This window comes from Amycolatopsis sp. NBRC 101858, assembly GCF_030269325.1.
GTDB classification, from domain to species: Bacteria; Actinomycetota; Actinomycetes; order Mycobacteriales; family Pseudonocardiaceae; genus Amycolatopsis; species Amycolatopsis ponsaeliensis.
In genome coordinates this window covers 880,026-897,314 of sequence record NZ_BSTD01000002.1, presented here as the reverse complement: position 1 = coordinate 897,314, position 17,289 = coordinate 880,026, and the positions used below count along the sequence as shown (strand labels likewise).

General features: G+C 72.1%; 16 protein-coding genes and 1 pseudogene. 7 read left to right on the top strand and 10 right to left on the bottom strand.

The features are described from left to right. Positions 1–11: 11 nt before the first annotated feature. Positions 12–2,360, top strand: a complete 2,349-nt coding sequence (locus QSK39_RS17390; RefSeq protein WP_285478780.1) for a RelA/SpoT family protein — start codon at positions 12–14, stop codon at positions 2,358–2,360. On the opposite strand, the gene QSK39_RS17385 is transcribed toward QSK39_RS17390, so the two are convergent. Further along, complete coding sequence (locus QSK39_RS17385; RefSeq protein WP_285478779.1) at positions 2,357–3,619, bottom strand: amidohydrolase family protein; 1,263 nt, start codon at positions 3,617–3,619, stop codon at positions 2,357–2,359. The two genes, QSK39_RS17390 and QSK39_RS17385, sit on opposite strands and share 4 nt — an antisense overlap. 51 nt (positions 3,620–3,670) lie before the next feature. Between QSK39_RS17385 and QSK39_RS17380 the strand changes: the two genes are divergently transcribed. Beyond that, positions 3,671–4,105 (top strand): MarR family winged helix-turn-helix transcriptional regulator, encoded by a 435-nt coding sequence (locus tag QSK39_RS17380; protein ID WP_285478778.1) that lies wholly within the window; start codon positions 3,671–3,673, stop codon positions 4,103–4,105. On the opposite strand, the pseudogene QSK39_RS17375 reads toward QSK39_RS17380, so the two are convergent. After that, positions 4,102–4,200 (bottom strand): annotated as a pseudogene (locus QSK39_RS17375) (IS481 family transposase); the annotation flags it as partial. The gene QSK39_RS17380 and the pseudogene QSK39_RS17375 sit on opposite strands and share 4 nt — an antisense overlap. 171 nt (positions 4,201–4,371) lie before the next feature. On the opposite strand from QSK39_RS17375, the gene QSK39_RS17370 reads away from it, so the two are divergent. Together QSK39_RS17370 and QSK39_RS17365 are read left to right on the top strand one after the other, a co-directional pair. After that, positions 4,372–6,054, top strand: a complete 1,683-nt coding sequence (locus QSK39_RS17370; protein WP_285478777.1) for an AbeC-like domain-containing protein — start codon at positions 4,372–4,374, stop codon at positions 6,052–6,054. Then, a complete protein-coding gene (locus QSK39_RS17365) occupies positions 6,054–6,395 on the top strand; it encodes a hypothetical protein (protein WP_285478776.1) in 342 nt (113 codons plus the stop codon). Before QSK39_RS17370 ends, QSK39_RS17365 begins: the two co-directional genes overlap by 1 nt. Here the strand turns inward: QSK39_RS17365 and QSK39_RS17360 are convergent. Next, positions 6,388–7,224 carry an alpha/beta fold hydrolase gene (locus QSK39_RS17360; RefSeq protein WP_285478775.1) on the bottom strand — a complete coding sequence of 279 codons (837 nt, stop codon included), beginning with the start codon at positions 7,222–7,224 and terminating at the stop codon, positions 6,388–6,390. The two genes, QSK39_RS17365 and QSK39_RS17360, sit on opposite strands and share 8 nt — an antisense overlap. A gap of 129 nt (positions 7,225–7,353) precedes the next feature. Here QSK39_RS17360 and QSK39_RS17355 point away from each other — a divergent pair, with 129 nt between their 5' ends. Next, the gene (locus QSK39_RS17355) at positions 7,354–8,133 is read left to right on the top strand and encodes an enoyl-CoA hydratase/isomerase family protein (RefSeq protein WP_285478774.1); all 780 of its coding nucleotides are present in this window, start codon (positions 7,354–7,356) and stop codon (positions 8,131–8,133) included. Position 8,134: 1 nt separating this feature from the next. On the opposite strand, the gene QSK39_RS17350 is transcribed toward QSK39_RS17355, so the two are convergent. The 5 genes from QSK39_RS17350 to QSK39_RS17330 all read right to left on the bottom strand — a co-directional run bounded on the left by QSK39_RS17350 (position 8,135) and on the right by QSK39_RS17330 (position 13,993). Beyond that, positions 8,135–10,744 (bottom strand): NPCBM/NEW2 domain-containing protein, encoded by a 2,610-nt coding sequence (locus QSK39_RS17350; protein ID WP_285478773.1) that lies wholly within the window; start codon positions 10,742–10,744, stop codon positions 8,135–8,137. 27 nt (positions 10,745–10,771) lie between these two features. After that, positions 10,772–11,335 (bottom strand): P-loop NTPase family protein, encoded by a 564-nt coding sequence (locus QSK39_RS17345; RefSeq protein ID WP_285478772.1) that lies wholly within the window; start codon positions 11,333–11,335, stop codon positions 10,772–10,774. 107 nt (positions 11,336–11,442) lie between these two features. Beyond that, positions 11,443–12,240: a hypothetical protein gene (locus QSK39_RS17340; RefSeq protein WP_285478771.1), complete on the bottom strand. Its 798-nt coding sequence runs from the start codon at positions 12,238–12,240 to the stop codon at positions 11,443–11,445. Between the two features lie 101 nt (positions 12,241–12,341). Beyond that, the gene (locus tag QSK39_RS17335) at positions 12,342–13,121 is read right to left on the bottom strand and encodes an aminotransferase class IV (RefSeq protein ID WP_285478770.1); all 780 of its coding nucleotides are present in this window, start codon (positions 13,119–13,121) and stop codon (positions 12,342–12,344) included. Further along, positions 13,121–13,993 carry a peptidylprolyl isomerase gene (locus tag QSK39_RS17330; RefSeq protein WP_285478769.1) on the bottom strand — a complete coding sequence of 291 codons (873 nt, stop codon included), beginning with the start codon at positions 13,991–13,993 and terminating at the stop codon, positions 13,121–13,123. The genes QSK39_RS17335 and QSK39_RS17330 overlap by 1 nt, the downstream gene beginning before the upstream one ends. Positions 13,994–14,140: 147 nt before the next feature. Here QSK39_RS17330 and QSK39_RS17325 point away from each other — a divergent pair, with 147 nt between their 5' ends. Both QSK39_RS17325 and QSK39_RS17320 read left to right on the top strand, forming a co-directional pair. Then, positions 14,141–14,707 (top strand): MBL fold metallo-hydrolase, encoded by a 567-nt coding sequence (locus QSK39_RS17325; protein ID WP_285479923.1) that lies wholly within the window; start codon positions 14,141–14,143, stop codon positions 14,705–14,707. Next, positions 14,704–15,351: a hypothetical protein gene (locus QSK39_RS17320; RefSeq protein WP_285478768.1), complete on the top strand. Its 648-nt coding sequence runs from the start codon at positions 14,704–14,706 to the stop codon at positions 15,349–15,351. Before QSK39_RS17325 ends, QSK39_RS17320 begins: the two co-directional genes overlap by 4 nt. On the opposite strand, the gene QSK39_RS17315 is transcribed toward QSK39_RS17320, so the two are convergent. Both QSK39_RS17315 and QSK39_RS17310 read right to left on the bottom strand, forming a co-directional pair. Further along, positions 15,323–15,568 (bottom strand): hypothetical protein, encoded by a 246-nt coding sequence (locus QSK39_RS17315; RefSeq protein WP_285478767.1) that lies wholly within the window; start codon positions 15,566–15,568, stop codon positions 15,323–15,325. The two genes, QSK39_RS17320 and QSK39_RS17315, sit on opposite strands and share 29 nt — an antisense overlap. Positions 15,569–15,641: 73 nt before the next feature. Then, positions 15,642–17,171 carry a YibE/F family protein gene (locus QSK39_RS17310; protein ID WP_285478766.1) on the bottom strand — a complete coding sequence of 510 codons (1,530 nt, stop codon included), beginning with the start codon at positions 17,169–17,171 and terminating at the stop codon, positions 15,642–15,644. Between the last annotated feature and the right edge of the window lie 118 nt (positions 17,172–17,289).

The following is a 17,289-nucleotide window of genomic DNA, read 5'->3' as shown; positions in this document are numbered from 1 at the left end:
AGGAGGTGCGGGTGAGCCAGGAGCTCGACGCCGCGGTGCCCGCGAAAGAGGGCGACCCGCAGAACGGGCAGGCGGCGGCCCAGCCGCCGAAGCCGAACGGTGCGGCGCCGAACCCGTCCGCGACCCGGCGGGTCCGGGCGCGCCTGGCCCGGCGGATCACCGCGCAGCGGGCCGCCCCGGTCAAGCAGGTCCTCGAACCCCTGGCCGTCATCCACCGCGAGCTCCACCCCAACGCCGACCTCGGGCTGCTGCAGCGCGCCTACGACGTCGCCGAGGAACTGCACCGGAACCAGCGGCGCAAGTCCGGCGACCCGTACATCACCCACCCGCTCGCCGTCGCGACGATCCTCGCCGAGCTGGGCATGGACACCACGACCCTGGTCGCGGCGCTGCTGCACGACACGGTCGAGGACACCGGCTACGCCGTCGAGAGCCTGAAGGCCGACTTCGGCGAGAAGGTCGCCGAGCTCGTCGACGGCGTCACCAAGCTGGACAAAGTCAAGCTCGGCACCTCCGCCGAGGCCGAGACCATCCGCAAGATGGTCATCGCGATGGCCAAGGACCCCCGCGTCCTGGTCATCAAGCTCGCCGACCGGCTGCACAACATGCGCACCATGCGCTTCCTGCCGCCGGAGAAGCAGGCCCGCAAGGCCCGCGAGACGCTCGAAGTCCTCGCCCCGCTCGCGCACCGCCTCGGCATGGCCACGGTCAAGTGGGAGCTCGAAGACCTCGCGTTCGCCATCCTGCAGCCCAAGAAGTACGACGAGATCGTGCGCCTGGTCGCCGACCGCGCGCCCTCGCGCGACATCTACCTGCGCTCGGTCATCACCGACCTGACGAGCAACCTCGTGTCGTCGCGGATCACCGCGAAGGTCGAGGGCCGCCCGAAGCACTACTACTCGATCCACCAGAAGATGATCGTCCGCGGCCGCGACCTGGACGACATCCACGACCTGGTCGGCGTGCGGATCCTGGTCGAGGACGTCCGCGACTGCTACGCCGCGATGGGTGTCGTCCACGCCCTGTGGCAGCCGGTGCCCGGGCGCTTCAAGGACTACATCGCCCAGCCGCGGTTCGGCGTCTACCAGTCGCTGCACACGACGGTGATCGGCCCGGACGGCAAGCCCCTCGAGGTGCAGATCCGCACCTACGAGATGCACCGCACCGCCGAGTACGGCATCGCCGCGCACTGGCGCTACAAGGAAACCAAGGGCACGCACAACGGCAACGCCATGGACGTCGACGAGATGGCGTGGATGCGCCAGCTCCTCGACTGGCAGCGTGAGGCCGCGGACCCGGGCGACTTCCTCGAGTCGCTGCGCTACGAGCTGGCTTCGCGCGAGATCTTCGTGTTCACGCCGAAGGGCGACGTGATCACGCTGCCCGTGGACTCGACGCCGGTCGACTTCGCCTACGCCGTGCACACCGAGGTCGGGCACCGCTGCATCGGCGCCCGCGTCAACGGCCGCCTGGTGGCGCTGGAACGCAAGCTGGAAAACGGCGAAGTCGTCGAGATCTTCACCTCGAAGGCGGAGAACGCCGGGCCGTCGCGGGACTGGCTGCAGTTCGCGGGCTCGCCCAAGGCGCGCGCGAAGATCCGGCAGTGGTTCGCCAAGGAACGCCGCGACGAGGCGATCGAAGGCGGCAAGGAAGCCATCACCAAGGAGATCCGCAAGGTCGGCCTGCCGATCCAGCGGCTGGTCTCCGCGGAGTCCATGGGCGCGGTGGCCACCGAGCTGCGGCACGCCGACATCTCGTCGTTGTACGCGGCGGTGGGGGAGGGCCACACCAGCGCGAAGCACGTGGTGCAGCGGCTGGTCGCCCTCATCGGCGGCGTCGACGCGGCGGAGGAGGAGCTCGCCGAGCGCGCGACGCCCTCGACCGTCACCCGGCGCCGCGGCTCCAACGACGTCGGTGTGGTGGTCAAGGGCGCCAGCGACGTCTGGGCGAAGCTCGCCCGCTGCTGCACGCCGGTGCCGGGCGACGAGATCCTCGGCTTCGTGACCCGCGGCGGTGGCGTTTCCGTGCACCGCACCGACTGCACGAACGCCGGCGACCTGCAGTCCCAGCCCGAGCGGCTGGTCGAGGTCGAGTGGGCGCCGTCGGCGTCTTCGGTGTTCCTGGTGGCCATCCAGGTCGAGGCGCTCGACCGGCACCGGCTGCTCTCGGACGTCACGAAGGTGCTGGCCGACGAGAAGGTCAACATCCTGTCGGCCTCGGTGACCACATCGCGCGACCGCGTCGCGGTCAGCCGGTTCTCGTTCGAGATGGGCGACCCGAAGCACCTCGGGCACGTCCTCAAGGTGGTCCGCGGCGTGGAAGGCGTCTACGACGTCTACCGCGTGACGTCGGCTTCCTAGGGCTTCCACGACCCGTCGAGCGCGACGCCGGCGGCCGCGGCGATGCGGTCTCGCGACTCCAGCAGCCGGGCGCGCAGGGCCGGCAGGTCGACGCCGAGCAGCCGCCCGCCGCGCTTGACCGCCTTGCCGCCGACGAAGACGCTGTCCACCAGGCCGGGATGACCGGCGGCGACGATCGTGCCCACCGGATCGCCGACGGGGAAGACCGAGAGGTCCTCGGCGTCGAGCAGCAGCAGGTCGGCGTCCTTGCCGACGGTGATGCTGCCGGTGTCGCGCCCGCACGCCCGGGCTCCCTCCACGGTGGCGAACCCGAGGACGTCGCGGGTCGTGACGCCGCCGCGCTCGGCGGCCAGGGCGGTGCGCATGGCGCCGAACATGTCGCCGCCGGCGGACGGGCAGTCGTCGATCGACAGCGAGGGCCGGATCCCGGCGGCCAGCGCCCGGCCCGTCGCGAGCGGCGCGAAGCCCATCTTCAGCTCGACGTCCGGGCTGATCGACAGCGAACAACCCGCGTCGGCGAGCATCGCCAGCTGGTCGTCGGAAAGATCGTTGCCGTGCACGACGGTCGTGCGGTCGTCGAGCACCCCGCGCTCCCGCATCCCCGCGATCGGCCGGTCGCCGTGCGGCCAGCCGCCGGTGCCGTGGATGTGCGTGCTCACGCGCAGCCCGAGTTCCCGCGCCAGTGCGACATCCGCGACGGTTTCGTCCATGGTGGACACCACGGGACCGCGCAGGCCCAGCGCCATGTCGTCGCCCGGCAGCAAAGCCCGCACCCGCCGGATCTCCGGTGCGATGTCCAGGCCGTCGGCGCCGTAGCAGAAGATCGAATGGCCGGGTGCGTCTCGCAGCGCTTCGATCGCGGCGTCGGCGTTCTCCGGGCGGGCGGCGCAGTGGAACCAGTCGAGCATGGTCGTCACGCCGGAACTGAGTGCTTCGAGCCGGCCGACGAGGTTGCCCAGGTACACGTCCTCCGGGCGGTAGTGCGGCTTGAGCGTGCCGTGCACGGCGGTGCGGTACTGGGTGAAAGTCCAGTCGGCGCCGACGCCGCGGAACGCGGTCTGCCAGGTGTGCCGGTGGGTGTCCACGAAGCCCGGCAGGACGATCTTGCCGGCGGCGTCGACGACCTCGGCGTCGGCGTGGCCGATCGAGGGGGCGACCGCGGCGATCCGGCCGTCCTCGATGAGCACGTCCGCGCGCGGGAGGTCCCCGACGGCCGGATCCATGCTGACCACCATGCCGCCGCGCACCAGTGTCTTCATCGGTGTCCTCCCTAGGAGTTGATGTGTCAACTCTAGCGTAGACTGGCGGCCATGGCGGACATGAGCCCCGAGGACTGGGAGTTCTGGGACACCTGGATGCGCGCGCACCGGGTGCTCACCCGGGAGCTGGACCGCGGCCTGCAGCGCGACTGCGGCATTTCCAAGGCCGAGTTCAGCGTGCTGATGACGCTGGCCGGGCCGATGCGCGTGGGCGAGCTCGCCGACGCGCTCGGCTGGGAGAAGAGCCGCGTCGCGCACCTGCTGACGCGGATGGAGGCCCGCGGCCTGGTGGCACGCATCGAGGACGGCGCCACCGGCCGCCGCACGGGGATCGAGCTGACCGGCGAAGGCCGCCGCACGGCAGAGCGCGCCACTCGCGCGCACGGCGGCAACATCCGCCGCCTCGTCCTCGACCGGCTCGCACCCGACCAGGCCGCGGCCATCCGCGCCTGGAGCGAGCAGCTGACCGAGCCCGGCCGGCTGTGATGTCCGGGGAGGTCGGTCAGCCGGGTGACCGGCGGCTTGCTGCCGGTTGAGCCGTGGGGTCGGTGATGATCGGAGAAGTGCAGCCGGCCCGGTAACGGCACCGGGTCACCTCAGCCGGCACAGCGTCCACTTCGGACATTTCCGGTCGGCTGCGAAGGTCCGGCGAGCAGTTCGGGAATGCCCGAAATGCCGTCGTCCGTCCCGGTTGTGCATGCTACGGTCTGCAAATTGCAGCGCCGCCCTTCCGGAAACCCGAGGGAGCAAGCATGTCCCCTGGCTCGGCCGACGACACCACGCGCTACCTGTGCGCGGCCGCCTACCTCGATCCCCGGTTCGGCACCCGGGCGATCACCGAGTTCCTCGTCGAGCCGACCCGGCCGGTGCCGCCGTCACCCGGTCTCGACGCGGGCCGCGTGCTCACCGAGGCGGTGCGGGCGCGGGCGCGGCGGAAGAACTACGACGGGCTGCTGGTGCTGCTCATGGCCGTCGTCATCGGGCTTTCGTGGGACAACCCGCTGCTCTACGGCTGGATCGTGCTGTCGGTCGTGCTCGTCGTCGCGCGGGCGGGCAAGCACCCGGGCACGGCGGAGCGGCCGTTCAACCCGAAGACGCTCGCCCTGGTGGCCGCCGCCGTCGTGGTCCTCTGGCTGCTGCTTGCTTACTCGGACGAGATCTTCAACTCCGGCAGCAGGAGCTACTCGTCGCGGTACTACGCCGACGTCGAGTTCGGCGACTCCTCGGGCGGCGACACGGCCCGGTACGTCATCGGCATCGTGCTCGCCGTCGTCGTGCTGATGGTCGTGACGTTCGAGCGCTGGTCGCTGTGGAACCTGCTGACGACGCGCTTCAAGCGCTTCGCTCCGCCCGCCCCCGACAGCGGCAGCCTCACCGGGCTGTTCACCGAAGACTTCCGCGCGCAGCTCGGCCGCTACCAGCGGGTCGACGAGTTCGCGGGCGCGCCGGGTGCGCCGCTGGTGGTGTACCGCGGCTACAACCCCTTCGTGGGCGCGGGTTTCCGGCGTGACGCCTGGTCCATGGCGATCCCGCTGGAGCGTCTCGAGGACGACGAGGCCGGCCCGGCGGAACGCCGCGAGCTCACCACCGAGTCGTTGTACGAGGAGATCCGCGGGGCGATCGGCGACCTGCGCCGCTCGGCCGCGCTGTCCCCGGACGGCCGGCTCGGCGGGCTGACCGTGACCGAGGCGGTGTTCACCCCGGCGGCCGAGCTCGTCGACCACCTGGGGGAGAGCGAGGCCGCGGCGTACCTGCCGGACATCGAGTACCCGCCGCACACCCGGCTGACCGAGGCCGACGTCGAGCGGATCCGGCGCGAGCCGAAGGAGTGGGCGCGCTACTACCTGTGCTTCCAGGTGGAGACCTGGGACCGGGACCTGGTGCTCACGACGTTCCTGCACCTGGCGGTGGACGACACGACGCTGTACGTCGAGTGGACGCCGTTCATGCTGCCGCCGATCCGGGCCGACTACCGGGCCGTGGACAAGATGCGGCAGGAGTCGTTGCGCCCGTACGGTCAGGGCCTGCTCGGCTGGCTGGAGTTGCCGGCGAGCCTGCCGGGCCGGATCGCGAACCTCGCGTCGTGGATCCGGCCGCCGAGGCGCGAAGCCGGCGTGCTCGACCCCGAGCGCTACGGCGCGGGCAGCACCCTGCGGGAGCTCGGGTCGGTGAACCGGTTCACCGACTACTTCCAGCTCGTCGACATCGAACGCTACGAGAAGATCATCGAAAGCCGGCTCCTGCCGACGATCGGCAAGCTCCTCGGCGACGCCGGGTTCTCGACGGCGAAGTTCGACGAGCAGGCGGCGGTCGTCATCAACAACGACATCACCATCGGCGGCGACAACCGCGCCCCGATCACCCAGACCGGGCAGCGCGGCCCGCGCTCGCGCCCGCCCCGGACGACCGGCCGCCCGGCCGGAGCGGAGGCCTGATGGGACACCGGATCACGAACAAGGTCAGCATCGGCGGCGACAACTCGGGCCGGATCACCCAGACCGGCATCGAGGGCGGCGGTGCCGACGTCACGGTTTCCTCGCTGCTGGAGCTGATCGAGCGGCTGGCGGCCGAGGTGCGCGGGAAGGACCTCGCGAAGCAGGAGGTGCTGGAGGACACGCTGACCGACCTGGCCGGCGACCTGCGCGACGGCGACAAGGCGGAGCCGGCGGTGGTGCGCAGCCGGTGGGAGAAGGTCAAGGGCCTGCTGGGCGGGGTGGTGCAGTTCTCCGAGCTGGTCGCGAAGATCTCCGACCAGGTGCAGAAGATCTTCAGCTGAGGACCTTCCGCAGCAGCTCGGTGACGTCGTCCGGCCGTTCCATCGACGGCAGGTGGCCGGTGTCGGGGAGCTCGGCGAGCCCCGCGTTCGGCAGCTCCCGGGCGAGGTGGTGGGACAGCTCGACGAGGCCGGGCGCGTCCGCCGTTCCGATCACCACCAGGGCCGGGGCCGTGATCTCGCCGAGGCGGTGCCGGGTGTCCGGGATCCGCTCCGTCCACTGTGGAGCCGTCCAGTCGTGCCGGTAGACCTGCTCGCACATTTCCCTGACCAGGGCGAGCATTCCGGCCGGCAGCACGGACACGTCCCGCTCCGGGCCGGCGACGAGGTAGCGGATGTTGGCCTCCGCCATGGCGCGCACGTCCGCCTCGTCGACGTCGATCTCGCGGGCGGCGTAGCGGGCGAGGCGTCCCTCCGGGAGTACCTCGGCGGTCAACCTCGCGATGTCCCGCTGCATGTGGTCGGGCCAGGCGTGCCCGGTGAGGCCCGAGCCGAGCAGCGCGAGCCGGGTGATCCGCTCCGGCGCGGCCAAGGCGGCGTCCAGCGCGCACGCCCCGCCCATCGACGCCCCGACCAGTGCGGCCCGCTCGATCCCCCGGGCATCGAGCAGGGCCAGCAGGTCTTCGTAGTGGGCGTACTCGCCGGGGCCGTCGGCGGTTTCGCCGAAGCCGCGGCGGTCGTAGCGGATCACCCGGTGCGTGGCGGCGAGCGAGGCGAACTGGGCGTCCCACATCCGGCGGTCGCCGATCGCGGCGTGCAGCAGGACGACGGCGGGCCCCTCGCCCGCCTCGTCGTACCCGAACGCCGTTCCGCCCACCTCGATCATCGCCATGGCCCCCAAGCTAGCGACACGACCGTGTCACACACCGCAGTTTTCGCTCAGGGCGAGAAGCTAGGCTCCGCCTTCCTCCCCACCGCCGCCCTCAACGGAGGCGCTTCGCGCCACTGTTAGATTTCCATCATGACCGACGGATTCGACCTGACGCGCGACGGCGAAGTCGCCCGGCTCACGCTGACCCGGCCGGAGAAGATGAACGCGATCACCTACGGCATGTGGTCGGCGATCCCGGACGTGGTGGCCGAGGTGGAGGCCGACCCGGCGCTGAAGGTGCTCGTGATCGCGGGCGCGGGGAAGCACTTCTCGGCGGGCGCGGACATCAGCGAGTTCGGCGAGCTGCGCACGACGGCCGACGGCGCGGCGAGCTACGACAAGGCGGTCGAGGGCGCGGTCGCCGCGCTGACGGCGATGCGCAAGCCGTCGGTGGCGATGATCCAGGGCAACTGCATCGGCGGCGGCTGCCAGGTGTCGGTGGCGTGCGACTTCCGGTTCGCGGCCGAGGGTTCCCGGTTCGGCATCACCCCGGCGAAGCTCGGCATCGTGTACCACTTCGACTCGACGCGCCAGCTGGTGTCCCTGGTCGGCCCGGCGCACGCGAAGTACTTCCTGCTGTCGGGCGAGCTGATCACGGCGTCCCGTGCCCGCGAGATCGGCCTGCTCAACGACGTGTTCGCGCCCGAGGACCTGGAAACGTCGACGCTGGAGTTCGTCTCGACGTTGTGCGCGCGCTCGCAGGCGTCGATCCGTGGGATGAACCGGATCATCGAGAAGATCGTGGCGGGCCAGGAGACCTCGGACGCGGAGGTCGAGGAGATCCGGTCGGAGGCACTGCACGGCGTGGACTACGCGGAAGGGGTTGCCGCGTTCCTCGAGCGACGCCCGCCGCGCTTCACCCACCGCTGACTCAGCCGCAGGTCACCGTCGCGTCGGCCCAGTCGGCGTGGTCGTAGTCGCCGTCGTCGCCGCCGTCGGTCACCTCCAAGGTCAGCCGGCGGATGTCCGTGACCTCGGCCGTCAGCGGTACCGCGCCGTCGGGGTCGCGGAGGACCGGGGTCGAGGCCAGCAGGCGGCCGTCGCCGAGGACCCGGAACGCCACCGAGCCCTCCTTGCCCACCTCGTCGTCGAGGCCCGTCACCGCCGAGAACGTCGTGCACGCGCCGCCGAGCCAGATCGTCACCGAGCTCGGCGCGTTGGTGCCCAGGCCGTGCTCGTACGTCCTCCCGGCGATCGTCAGCGGCCGGCCGTCGCCGTCGTCGGTGTCGCCGTTGGACCGGTCGCGCTCCACCGGGCCCCAGCCGTTCGACGACGCCAGGAACGGCAGCCCGCTGACCTGCGCGGTGCCGGTCGGTGCCGGTGGCGGGATGAACGCGCTGGTGGCGGCCTCGACGTGCACCGGTCGGTCCGCCGGGTCGCCGCGGAAGCGGTAGGTCGCGGCGATCGGCAGGTCCGTCGTCCCCGCCGGGCCGCCGGTGAACCGCCAGGTCCCCGACAGCGTCGCCCCGCCGGGCAGCACCTGCCTGACGACCGGCTCGCCGCTGACCTGCCAGCCGGCCGGGGCGGTCGGGGCCAGCTCGACGTCGTACAGCGACGCGCGGGGCGTCTCGAAGGTCGCCGAGACCTCGACGCTCGTGCCCTCGGCCGCCGGCGGCGTGACGCTCAGCCGGGTCGCCGGCACCTGCCGGACCTCCTGGTCGCAGGACGTCCGGCCGGGCCGCACGGGACAGAGGACCGTGACGAACCCGCCGTTCGCGGCCACCGGCACGGTCAGCTGCCCGCCCGCGGTGACCGTCGACTTCTCGCGCAGCAGCCCGGCCGGCCCGTCGCGCAGGGTGTCGGCGAGCCAGCGGCCCTGGCCGAGGAAGTCCAGCGGCGCCGTCGTTTTCGCCGCCGGGCCGGCGAAGATGCCGCCGACGAACCAGCGGTCACCCGAGCGCCGCGCGAACACGGCTTCGCGGCCGGGCCGCCCGGACAGCAGGCGGGTCTCGTCCCAGACGGTCGGCAGCTGGTCGAGCGTGTGCAGGGCTTCCGGCCGCGCCTCGTAGTTCTCCGGCTTGTCCGCGCCGTGCTGCCAGCCCGACTCGTAGACGAAGAACGTCGCCACCTCGTGCGCGTCGGTCGTGTCCCGATCGGACACGACGAAGGCGGTCGGCGTGTAGTCCATGCTGCCGACGACGTTGCGGGTGAACGGGAACATCGTGTTGGTCGCGGCCCGTGTCTTGAACTGCTCCGCGCCGCGGACGGCTTCGAAGCTCATCACGTGCGGCCAGGTGCGCTGGAAGCCGCGCGGGATGGTCGCGCCGTGGAAGTTGAGCATCAGGTGCCGCGCCGCGGTCGCCTCCGCGATGGCGTCGTAGAACCCGAAGCGCGCCTGCGTGTCGGAGTCCATGAAGTCGACCTTGATCCCGGCCGCGCCCCACGACTCGACCAGCGGCAGCCACTTCGCGCGCTCGGCGTCGGTGTCGAGGGTGGTCCAGCGGAACCACAGGATCACTTCGACGCCGCGGGCGCGGGCGTAGCGGATGACGTCCGGCACCCAGGAGGCGTCCCAGCCCTCGTCGATGAGCAGGTACGGCCAGCCGTTGCGGGCGGCGAAGTCCGCGTATTGCTTCTGCCGCACGGGATCGCGCGGACTGTCGTGTTCGGACAGCCACGACCACGCGACCTTGCCCGGCCGGACCCAGGACGTGTCGGCCGGCTTCGACGGCGGCGCGAGGTCGTCGACCAAAGTGGACTCGGTGACCGTCGCCAGGTCGCCGGTGATCGCCACCCGCCACGGCGTGACGAACGACCCGGCCCCGGTGACGGCGGCGTCGGCGAGCTTGATCGCGTAGTCCGGAGTTCCGGCCGCGTGCGCCAGCCGCGCACCCGGATAACGACCATCCACATCGGACTCGGTGAGCAGCGTGTAGCTGCCGTCGCCGGTGTCGAACAGCGACGGGAAGCCGTAGTCGCCCGCCGCCGCGCCGCTCGCGGTGGTCTCGACGCGGACTTTCTCGTAGTTGGGGGAGTAGGGCAGCAGCCACGCCGGCGCCGCCGCGGGCAAGGTGAACGACGAGGCCTCGCCGGTGATCGTCCCGCCCGCGGGCAGCACGTAGCGGTAGGCGACGCCGTCGGCGGCCGCGCGCACGACGACGTCCAGCCTGGTCTCGCCGGAACCGGTGAAGGACAACGTCGTCTCGGCCGCCCGGGCGTGCCGCTGCAAGCGTTTCCCGGTGGTCATCGGGTAGTGCTCGTCGACGATCCGGTCGGTGCGGCCGACGAACCGCAGTTCGCGGGTCAGGTCGGCGGTCTTCGTCCGCAGGCCGAGCGGCGCAGGGGCCAGCACGGTCGTGTCGCCGCGGGACACCGCGAACGTCAGGCCGCCCTCGCCGGTGCGGGCGACCGCGGCGGTCACCGCGCCGGTGAGGCTCACGGACCAGCGGTCGGCGGCGTCGGCGGGCATCGTGGTCACGAGCGTAGCGGCCAGCGCCAGCAACGCGGCGAACGCCGGCCCGCGCCTTCTCCCGAACGGCAACGGATCTCCTTCGCTCTCGGGAGGTCGTCAGGCATTCAGGTACGCGCGGAAGTGCTCGGCGACCACGTCGGTGACGCCGGCCGGATCGAGCCTGCCGTCGATCTCGATGACGCGGATGCCGAGCTCCCGCGCCGAGCGCACGGCCTGCGCGGCGAGCATCCGGTCGCGCGTCAGCCGGGTCCGCTGCCGCGGGATCGCCGGCGCGTCCGACTGGTGCCGCAGCTGGTGCTGGCGGAACAGCTCGGTCGGGACCAGCACGACCATCCGGCTCGGCGAGTCCACGAGCGGGGCGACCAGCTCCGGCCGCAGCCCCCGGCCCTCGGCGACGATCGGCCGCGGCGACTCCCACGCGCGCAGCTCCTCGAGGGCGTGCTCGAACCGCTGCCGGAACTCGGCCAGCACCGCGGTCAGCTGATCGGCGGCCGGCACGTCGTCGGCCGGGGTGGCGGCGGGCCGGGCCCGGTCGTCGTGGTGGTAGGTCGCGAGCCCGTGGCGGGCGGCCAGCAGCCGGGCGACGGTGGACTTGCCCGTCCACGGAGCCCCACCGATCCAGAGCGTCTTCCGCAGCGTCCCGAACGGATCCGAGGTCATCGTTCGACTATCGCGGCACCGGCGGGCCGAAGGCCAGAGTTCGGGCGCTGGTTGATCCGTTCAGCGCAGAGTGACCCGGCACGTACGGGGGGCCACGAGCGGATCCGTCACGATCTGTCGTCTTCGTCGTCGACCACCAGGACCGTGGAGCTGTCGGCGAAGTCGGGTTTCCCGCCGATCCGGAAGTGGAACCGCGAGCCGGGCCGGACCGCGGCGACCACCTGCGTCTCGGCCGTGTCGAGCACGATGATCGAGAGCTCGGTGGTGATCGGCTCCGGGTACAGCACCTCGGGCGGCACGATCGGGATCGGCAGGGTTCCGCTCACCGAGCCGGATCCGTCGTCGTCCTCGTCGTGATCGACGGTTTCGAACGGCGGGGGCGGGACGAGCTGCGGCCGGCGCCGCCACCAGAGCCCGGCGATCAGGCCGGTCAGCAGCCCGCCGGTGCCGCTGACCGCGGAGGCGAGCCCGACGCTGAGCCCGGAGGAGGATTCCCCGGCGGGTTTCGCCGCCGGGCTCGCCGGACTCGCCGGGGGAGCGGTCGGCAGGGGACCGAACTGCACGGCGGGGTCCTTGGCGTCCTCCGGCAGCTGCAGCACCTGCCCGGGTTCGATGACGGTGGGGTCGGTGAACGGCGTCCCGTCCGGCCGCGGCCGGCCCTGGTTGAGCCGGAAGATCTCGGGGAACCGGTTCCCGTCGCCGAGGGCCCGCTCGGCGATCTTGAAGAGCGTGATGTCGTCGGGGTTGTCGGCGTGCGGGACGATGTAGTACTTGACCGGAGGCGGCGGCGTGGCCTGCGCGAGCGCGGGACCGCCGGCGAGCACGGCGAAGAGGACGCCGGCGGCCCCGGCCTGCCCGGCCCGCCCGAGAACGCGGCGTACCGCGGGAACCCGGTTTTCGGCCATGGTCGTCCCACCCTCTCCCCGGTGACCCCGACGGGTTCCGGTGTTGCCCCTTTACACGGGGCCGGAGCGGGCGCGGTTCAGATCTTGCGGTGCGCGGGGGTTCAGATCTCGTCCCAGGGCACGGTTTCGTACGCCTTCGCGAGCAGGTCCACCGCGCGGTCCGCGGGCGGCAGCACGAGGTCGTCGACGGAGGCGACCGCGCGTCCCGGCGTCTCGGAGTTCGTCACGAACATCGCGTCGAAGTCGCGCAGGTCGGCGGGCCGGACCTCGCGCGTCTCCTGCGGGACACCCAGCCGGCGCAGGGCTTCCTTCTGCACGAGCATCGTGATCCCGGGCAGCACGGCGGCTTCCGGCCAGACGACCGTGTCGCCGGCCAGGAACCCGGCGTTCCAGATCGAGGCCTCGCTGATCCGGCCCGCAGGATCGACGAACAACGCGTCGTCGTACCCGGCGAGCTCGGCCTGGCGGGCGTGGTAGATCAGGCCGAAGGTGCCGAGGTGCTTCACCTGCGGCAGATCCCGTTGGTAGCGCACGGTCCCCAGGCGCAGCGGTGCCGGTTCGGGCGGGTGCGGCGGGAGCGTCCGGACCAGGATCTCCGGCTTCATCGGCTCGTCGAACGAGCGCGTGAGCACCAGGACCCGTACCGACAGCGCGGGTTCGCCGGCGATCGCCTGCCGGACGTAGGACCGGACGAGGCCGGTGTCGAGGTCCGCGCCGAACAGCAGGCGGGTGCTCGTGGCCAGCCGCTCGAGGTGGTACGCGAGCCCGCGGACCCGCCCGTCCCGGACCTGCATCGCGGTGAAGTGACCGTAGGAGGTCATTCCCGCGACGAAGGCGTCCGGGCCGAGCGGGTCCCCGTTCAGCTCGATGCGCCGCGTCACTACTGGACGGTGACGCCCGTGAACTTGACCTGCTTCGTCGGCGCCCCGGTGCCGTCCTGCGGGTTCGGGTTCGCGATGCCCGCCTTGGCGACCGCATCGAGGACCTTCAGGCCCTCGTCGCTGATGCTGCCGAACACCGAGTAGTCCGCCGGGAGGCCCTCGGCGCTGCCGTAGACCATGAAGAACTGGCTGCCGCCCGAGTTCGGCGCGGACGTCTTCGCCATCGCGAGGATGCCGCGGCCGTACTTGATCTCCGGGAACGCCTCGTCCGGCATCGTGTAGCCGGGGCCGCCCTGGCCGTCCTGGGTCGGGTCGCCGGTCGCCGACGGGTCACCGCACTGCAGCATCTGCAGGCCCTCGGTGCCCAGCCGGTGGCACATGGTGTCGTTGTAGAAGTTCTGCTTCGCGAGGCTGACGAAGCTCTGCACCGCGCACGGCGCGAGCGCCCGGTCGAGCGTCAGCGGGATGTCGCCCGCGGTGCTCTTCAGCGTCACGTTCACCGTGCCGGTCGACGGGACGTTCTTGCCGTCGGGCAGGTTCACCTTCTTCGGCGCCTTGCCCGTCGTGTCGGCCTTGAAGTCGCACGTCGTCGGGTTCGGCAGCGCCGCGGTCCGCTTCGGCAGCGCGGTGCGCTGCGTCGGGATCTGGAGGTCGGTCGGCGGCGGAGCGGCCGAGGACGACGCCGCGGTGTCGGTGCTGTCACCGCCGTTGGCGCTCACGATCCACACCACCACGCCCGCCACGACGAGCACAGCCACGCCGACGACACCAGCGCCGATCCTCCTGCGTCGCTTCTGCTGCTCCAATCGGCGCTCGAGCTGCCTCTCGAGCTTGCGCTTCGCAGCTTCGCGGCGCTGCTGGTTGGTCGCCACCCCGTACCCTCCAGGTTTCCGCTTGTGTCACACGTCTGAGGTAGCGGCAGTGTATGGGCACAGCCTGTGAGGACCATGTACAGGGCCCGCTAGTCTCAACCCGATCGTGATCGGCGCCATCCGGCGCGGATGTCCGGGAGGCGTTCGGTGCTCGTCGTCGGGTTCGGCAGCGGCCCGCTGCAGGCCAACTGCTACCTGCTGGCGGAGGCCGCCGGCGGGCCGTGCGTGGTCGTGGATCCGGGGCAGGAGGTCGCCGCGCCGCTGGCCGCCGCGCTCGCCGAACACCGGCTGGTCCCGGCGGCCCTCGTGGCCACCCACGGGCACCCCGACCACGTCGGTTCGGCCGCGTCGCTCTCGGCCGAGCACGGCGTCCCGCTGCACCTGCACGCGGGCGACGCGGACTTGTACGACGGCGACAGCGTGCCGCTCGAGACGGGCACTTTCGCCGGTTTGGCCGTCGATGTCCGGCACCTGCCCGGGCACACTCCGGGATCGGTGGTGCTGGGCCTGCGGACGCCCGAAGGCGGGCAGGTCGCGCTGACCGGCGACACGCTGTTCGCCGGGTCGGTCGGCCGCGGTGCCGACGCGGAGTCGGTGCGGACCCTGCTGGAGAGCCTGCCGGACGACACGGTGGTGCTGCCGGGCCACGGCCCGGCGACGACGATCGGGCGGGAACGCGCGGGCAACCCGTTCCTCGCCGGGACAGGGGCATGAGCATGGCCGAGGAGACGGAAGAACGGCTGGCGCTGTTCGAGGAGGACCCGCGCGGACGCCGTCGCCGCGGGATCTCGGGGCTGATCGGGGTGGTGATCGTCGCCGCCGCGTTCGGGGGCGTCGCGGGCCTGATCGGCGGCACGCTGATCGGCTTGATCGTCGCCCTGGTGATCGCGCTGCCGCTGCTGTACGTCATGGCCGTCAGCATCCGGCGCCGCGTCTGGCTGGAGGGCTCGACGCTGCTCGTGCGCACCTGGGGGCTGCGCCGGGTCAACCTGGTCACCGCGACCCGGCTCGACCTGGTGATCGGCGACGTCCGCGGCTCCCGCACGGTGAGCCTGCTGGTCAACGCCGGCCAGCGGGGCAAGGTCGGGAAGGTCGACCTCGCGGTGTTCTCCGGGACCGGCGGGCGCGAGCTGGGCATCCTGCAGCTGCGGAAGCTGGCGAACGCCCTGATGAACAATGTCGAGGCGAACGGGCTCGTGTTCGGGGAGCTGCTGGTCGCCGAGCTGAAGGCCGAGGCGCGCGGCTCCGGCGTGGCGGACCGCCCGCTCTACCGGCTCGCGTCGGTGGCGCCGTCGGGCAAGTACGTGCAGCGGTTCACGATGGAGGCCGTCAGCCGGTTCGTGGCGACTCTCGACTGAGCTCATCGTCGGCTTCGCGCAGCTGCTCGAGCTGGTAGACGAGCTCCGGGACCTCCTGGGCGATGTACGCGGCGAGGCGCTCGACGTGGTGCAGGGTGGCGCGCACGTCCTCGAGGGCGGCCGCGATGCGCGGCAGGGACTCGACGGCCTGGACGGTCGCGGTGACCACCCGCAGCGCACCGCGCACGACCTGCCGCGGGCCGATGAGCACGAACATGGCGTCTCCCCGGGTCGGCTGCCGCCTTCCTACCGCGTTCTCGCCGGTCCGGCGCGGCCGGGGTGCGCCGGTGTTACGGGTGGGACGGAACGGCCTTCGTGGTGCTGCTGAGGTACCCGGCGGGCTCGCGGGACGCGATCAGCGCGGCCAGGATCGTCGTCACCGGGACGGCTGCCACGATGCCGACACTGCCGGCGAGCGTCCGGATGATCTCCTGGGCGATCTCTTCGCTGCCGAGGAGCGCACCCAGGCCGACGCCGGAGATCGACGAGTACAGCAGCACCGGCAGCGCGGCCCCGGCGTAGGCCATGACGAGCGTGTTGACCGCCGAACCGACGTGGTCGCGGCCGATCCGCAGGCCCGAGCGGTACAGCTCCTGCCAGCTGAGGTCCGGGTTGGCGCGGCGGAGCTCCCAGACGGCGCTGGTCTGGGTGACCGTGACGTCGTCGAGCACGCCGAGCGCGCCGATCACGACGCCGGCGAGCAGCAGGCCGCGCGAGTCGATGCCGTGGCCGAGCGACCCGATGAGCGTCGACGTGCTGTCGTCGAGCCCGGTCAGCGACGCCGCGGCGGAGAAGATCGCCGACAGGACGCCGATCAGGGCGAGGCTGGCGAGCGTCCCGAGGACGGCCGCCGAGGTTCTCGCCGTGAGGCCGTGGGTCAGGTAGAGCGCGATGAACATGATCGCGCCGGATCCCGCGATGGCCACGACCAGGGGGTTTTCGCCGGCGAGGATGGCCGGGAGGATGAACAGGGCGATCACCAGGAAGGACAGGCCGAGCGCGACCAGCGCGGCCAGTCCCTGCCAGCGGCCGAGCACCAGCACGGCGACGGCGAAGAGTGCGGCGAGCACGAGCAGCGGGGTGCCGCGCTGGAAGTCGACCAGCTGGAAGCTCGCCGGGTCGCCCGCGTTCCCGCCGTTGTAGGCGAGCACGACGGCGTCGCCCGCGGAGAACCGCGGGGTGCTGGGCTCGATCGGCACGGTCAGCTTGAGCTGCTTCCCGCTCGCCGGGCCGTCGGTCATGGTGAGGTCGGCGGTCAGGCAGGGTTTCGCGTTCGGGTCCGTCTGGTCGCCGACCTGGACCTGGCCCTGGGCGAGGCAGGGGCCGGTGTTGGTGGCGGTGATGTTCGCGGCGACAGGCGTGCCCTGCGGGACGACGCTCGTCGGGTCCGGTTTGCCCCAGGGGTAGAGCACGATCATGCCGACGACGGTGGCCAGGGCGAGCGGGGCGAGCAGCCAGATCAGGAGCAGCCGGACCCGCTTCGACGCCGGGGCCGCGGGGCCGTGCCCGTGTCCATGGCCGTGCCCGGTTTCGACGGGTGCCTCGGGCTTTTTCGCGGTGCGCGGCTTGGTTCCGTTCGGGACGCGCTGGGGCCCGGTGTCGGCGCGCTTGTCCCCGGCAGCGCGCCGCGTGCCGTTCGCTTGAACGCGCTGCGGTCCGGTGTCGGTGCGGCGGCGGGAGGGATCGGCGGCGCGGCGCGCGCCCTCGGGCGGTGTCCGGCGGACGGGCTTGCGGGGCGTTCCGGCCGGCGAAGCGGACACCTCGTCCGTGATCCGGCGAATCGGGCCGGTTGCGTCGTCGTCCAGGTCGGGGCGGTCCACGCGCACATCCTGACAGCGGGTTTCCCGGGTCCGCGCAAGGGGCCGCCGACGGCCCGGTTCGTCCGGATGCGCCGTGTCGTCCATTCGATCACGCGTGTCGACCCTCCAGACACGCGTG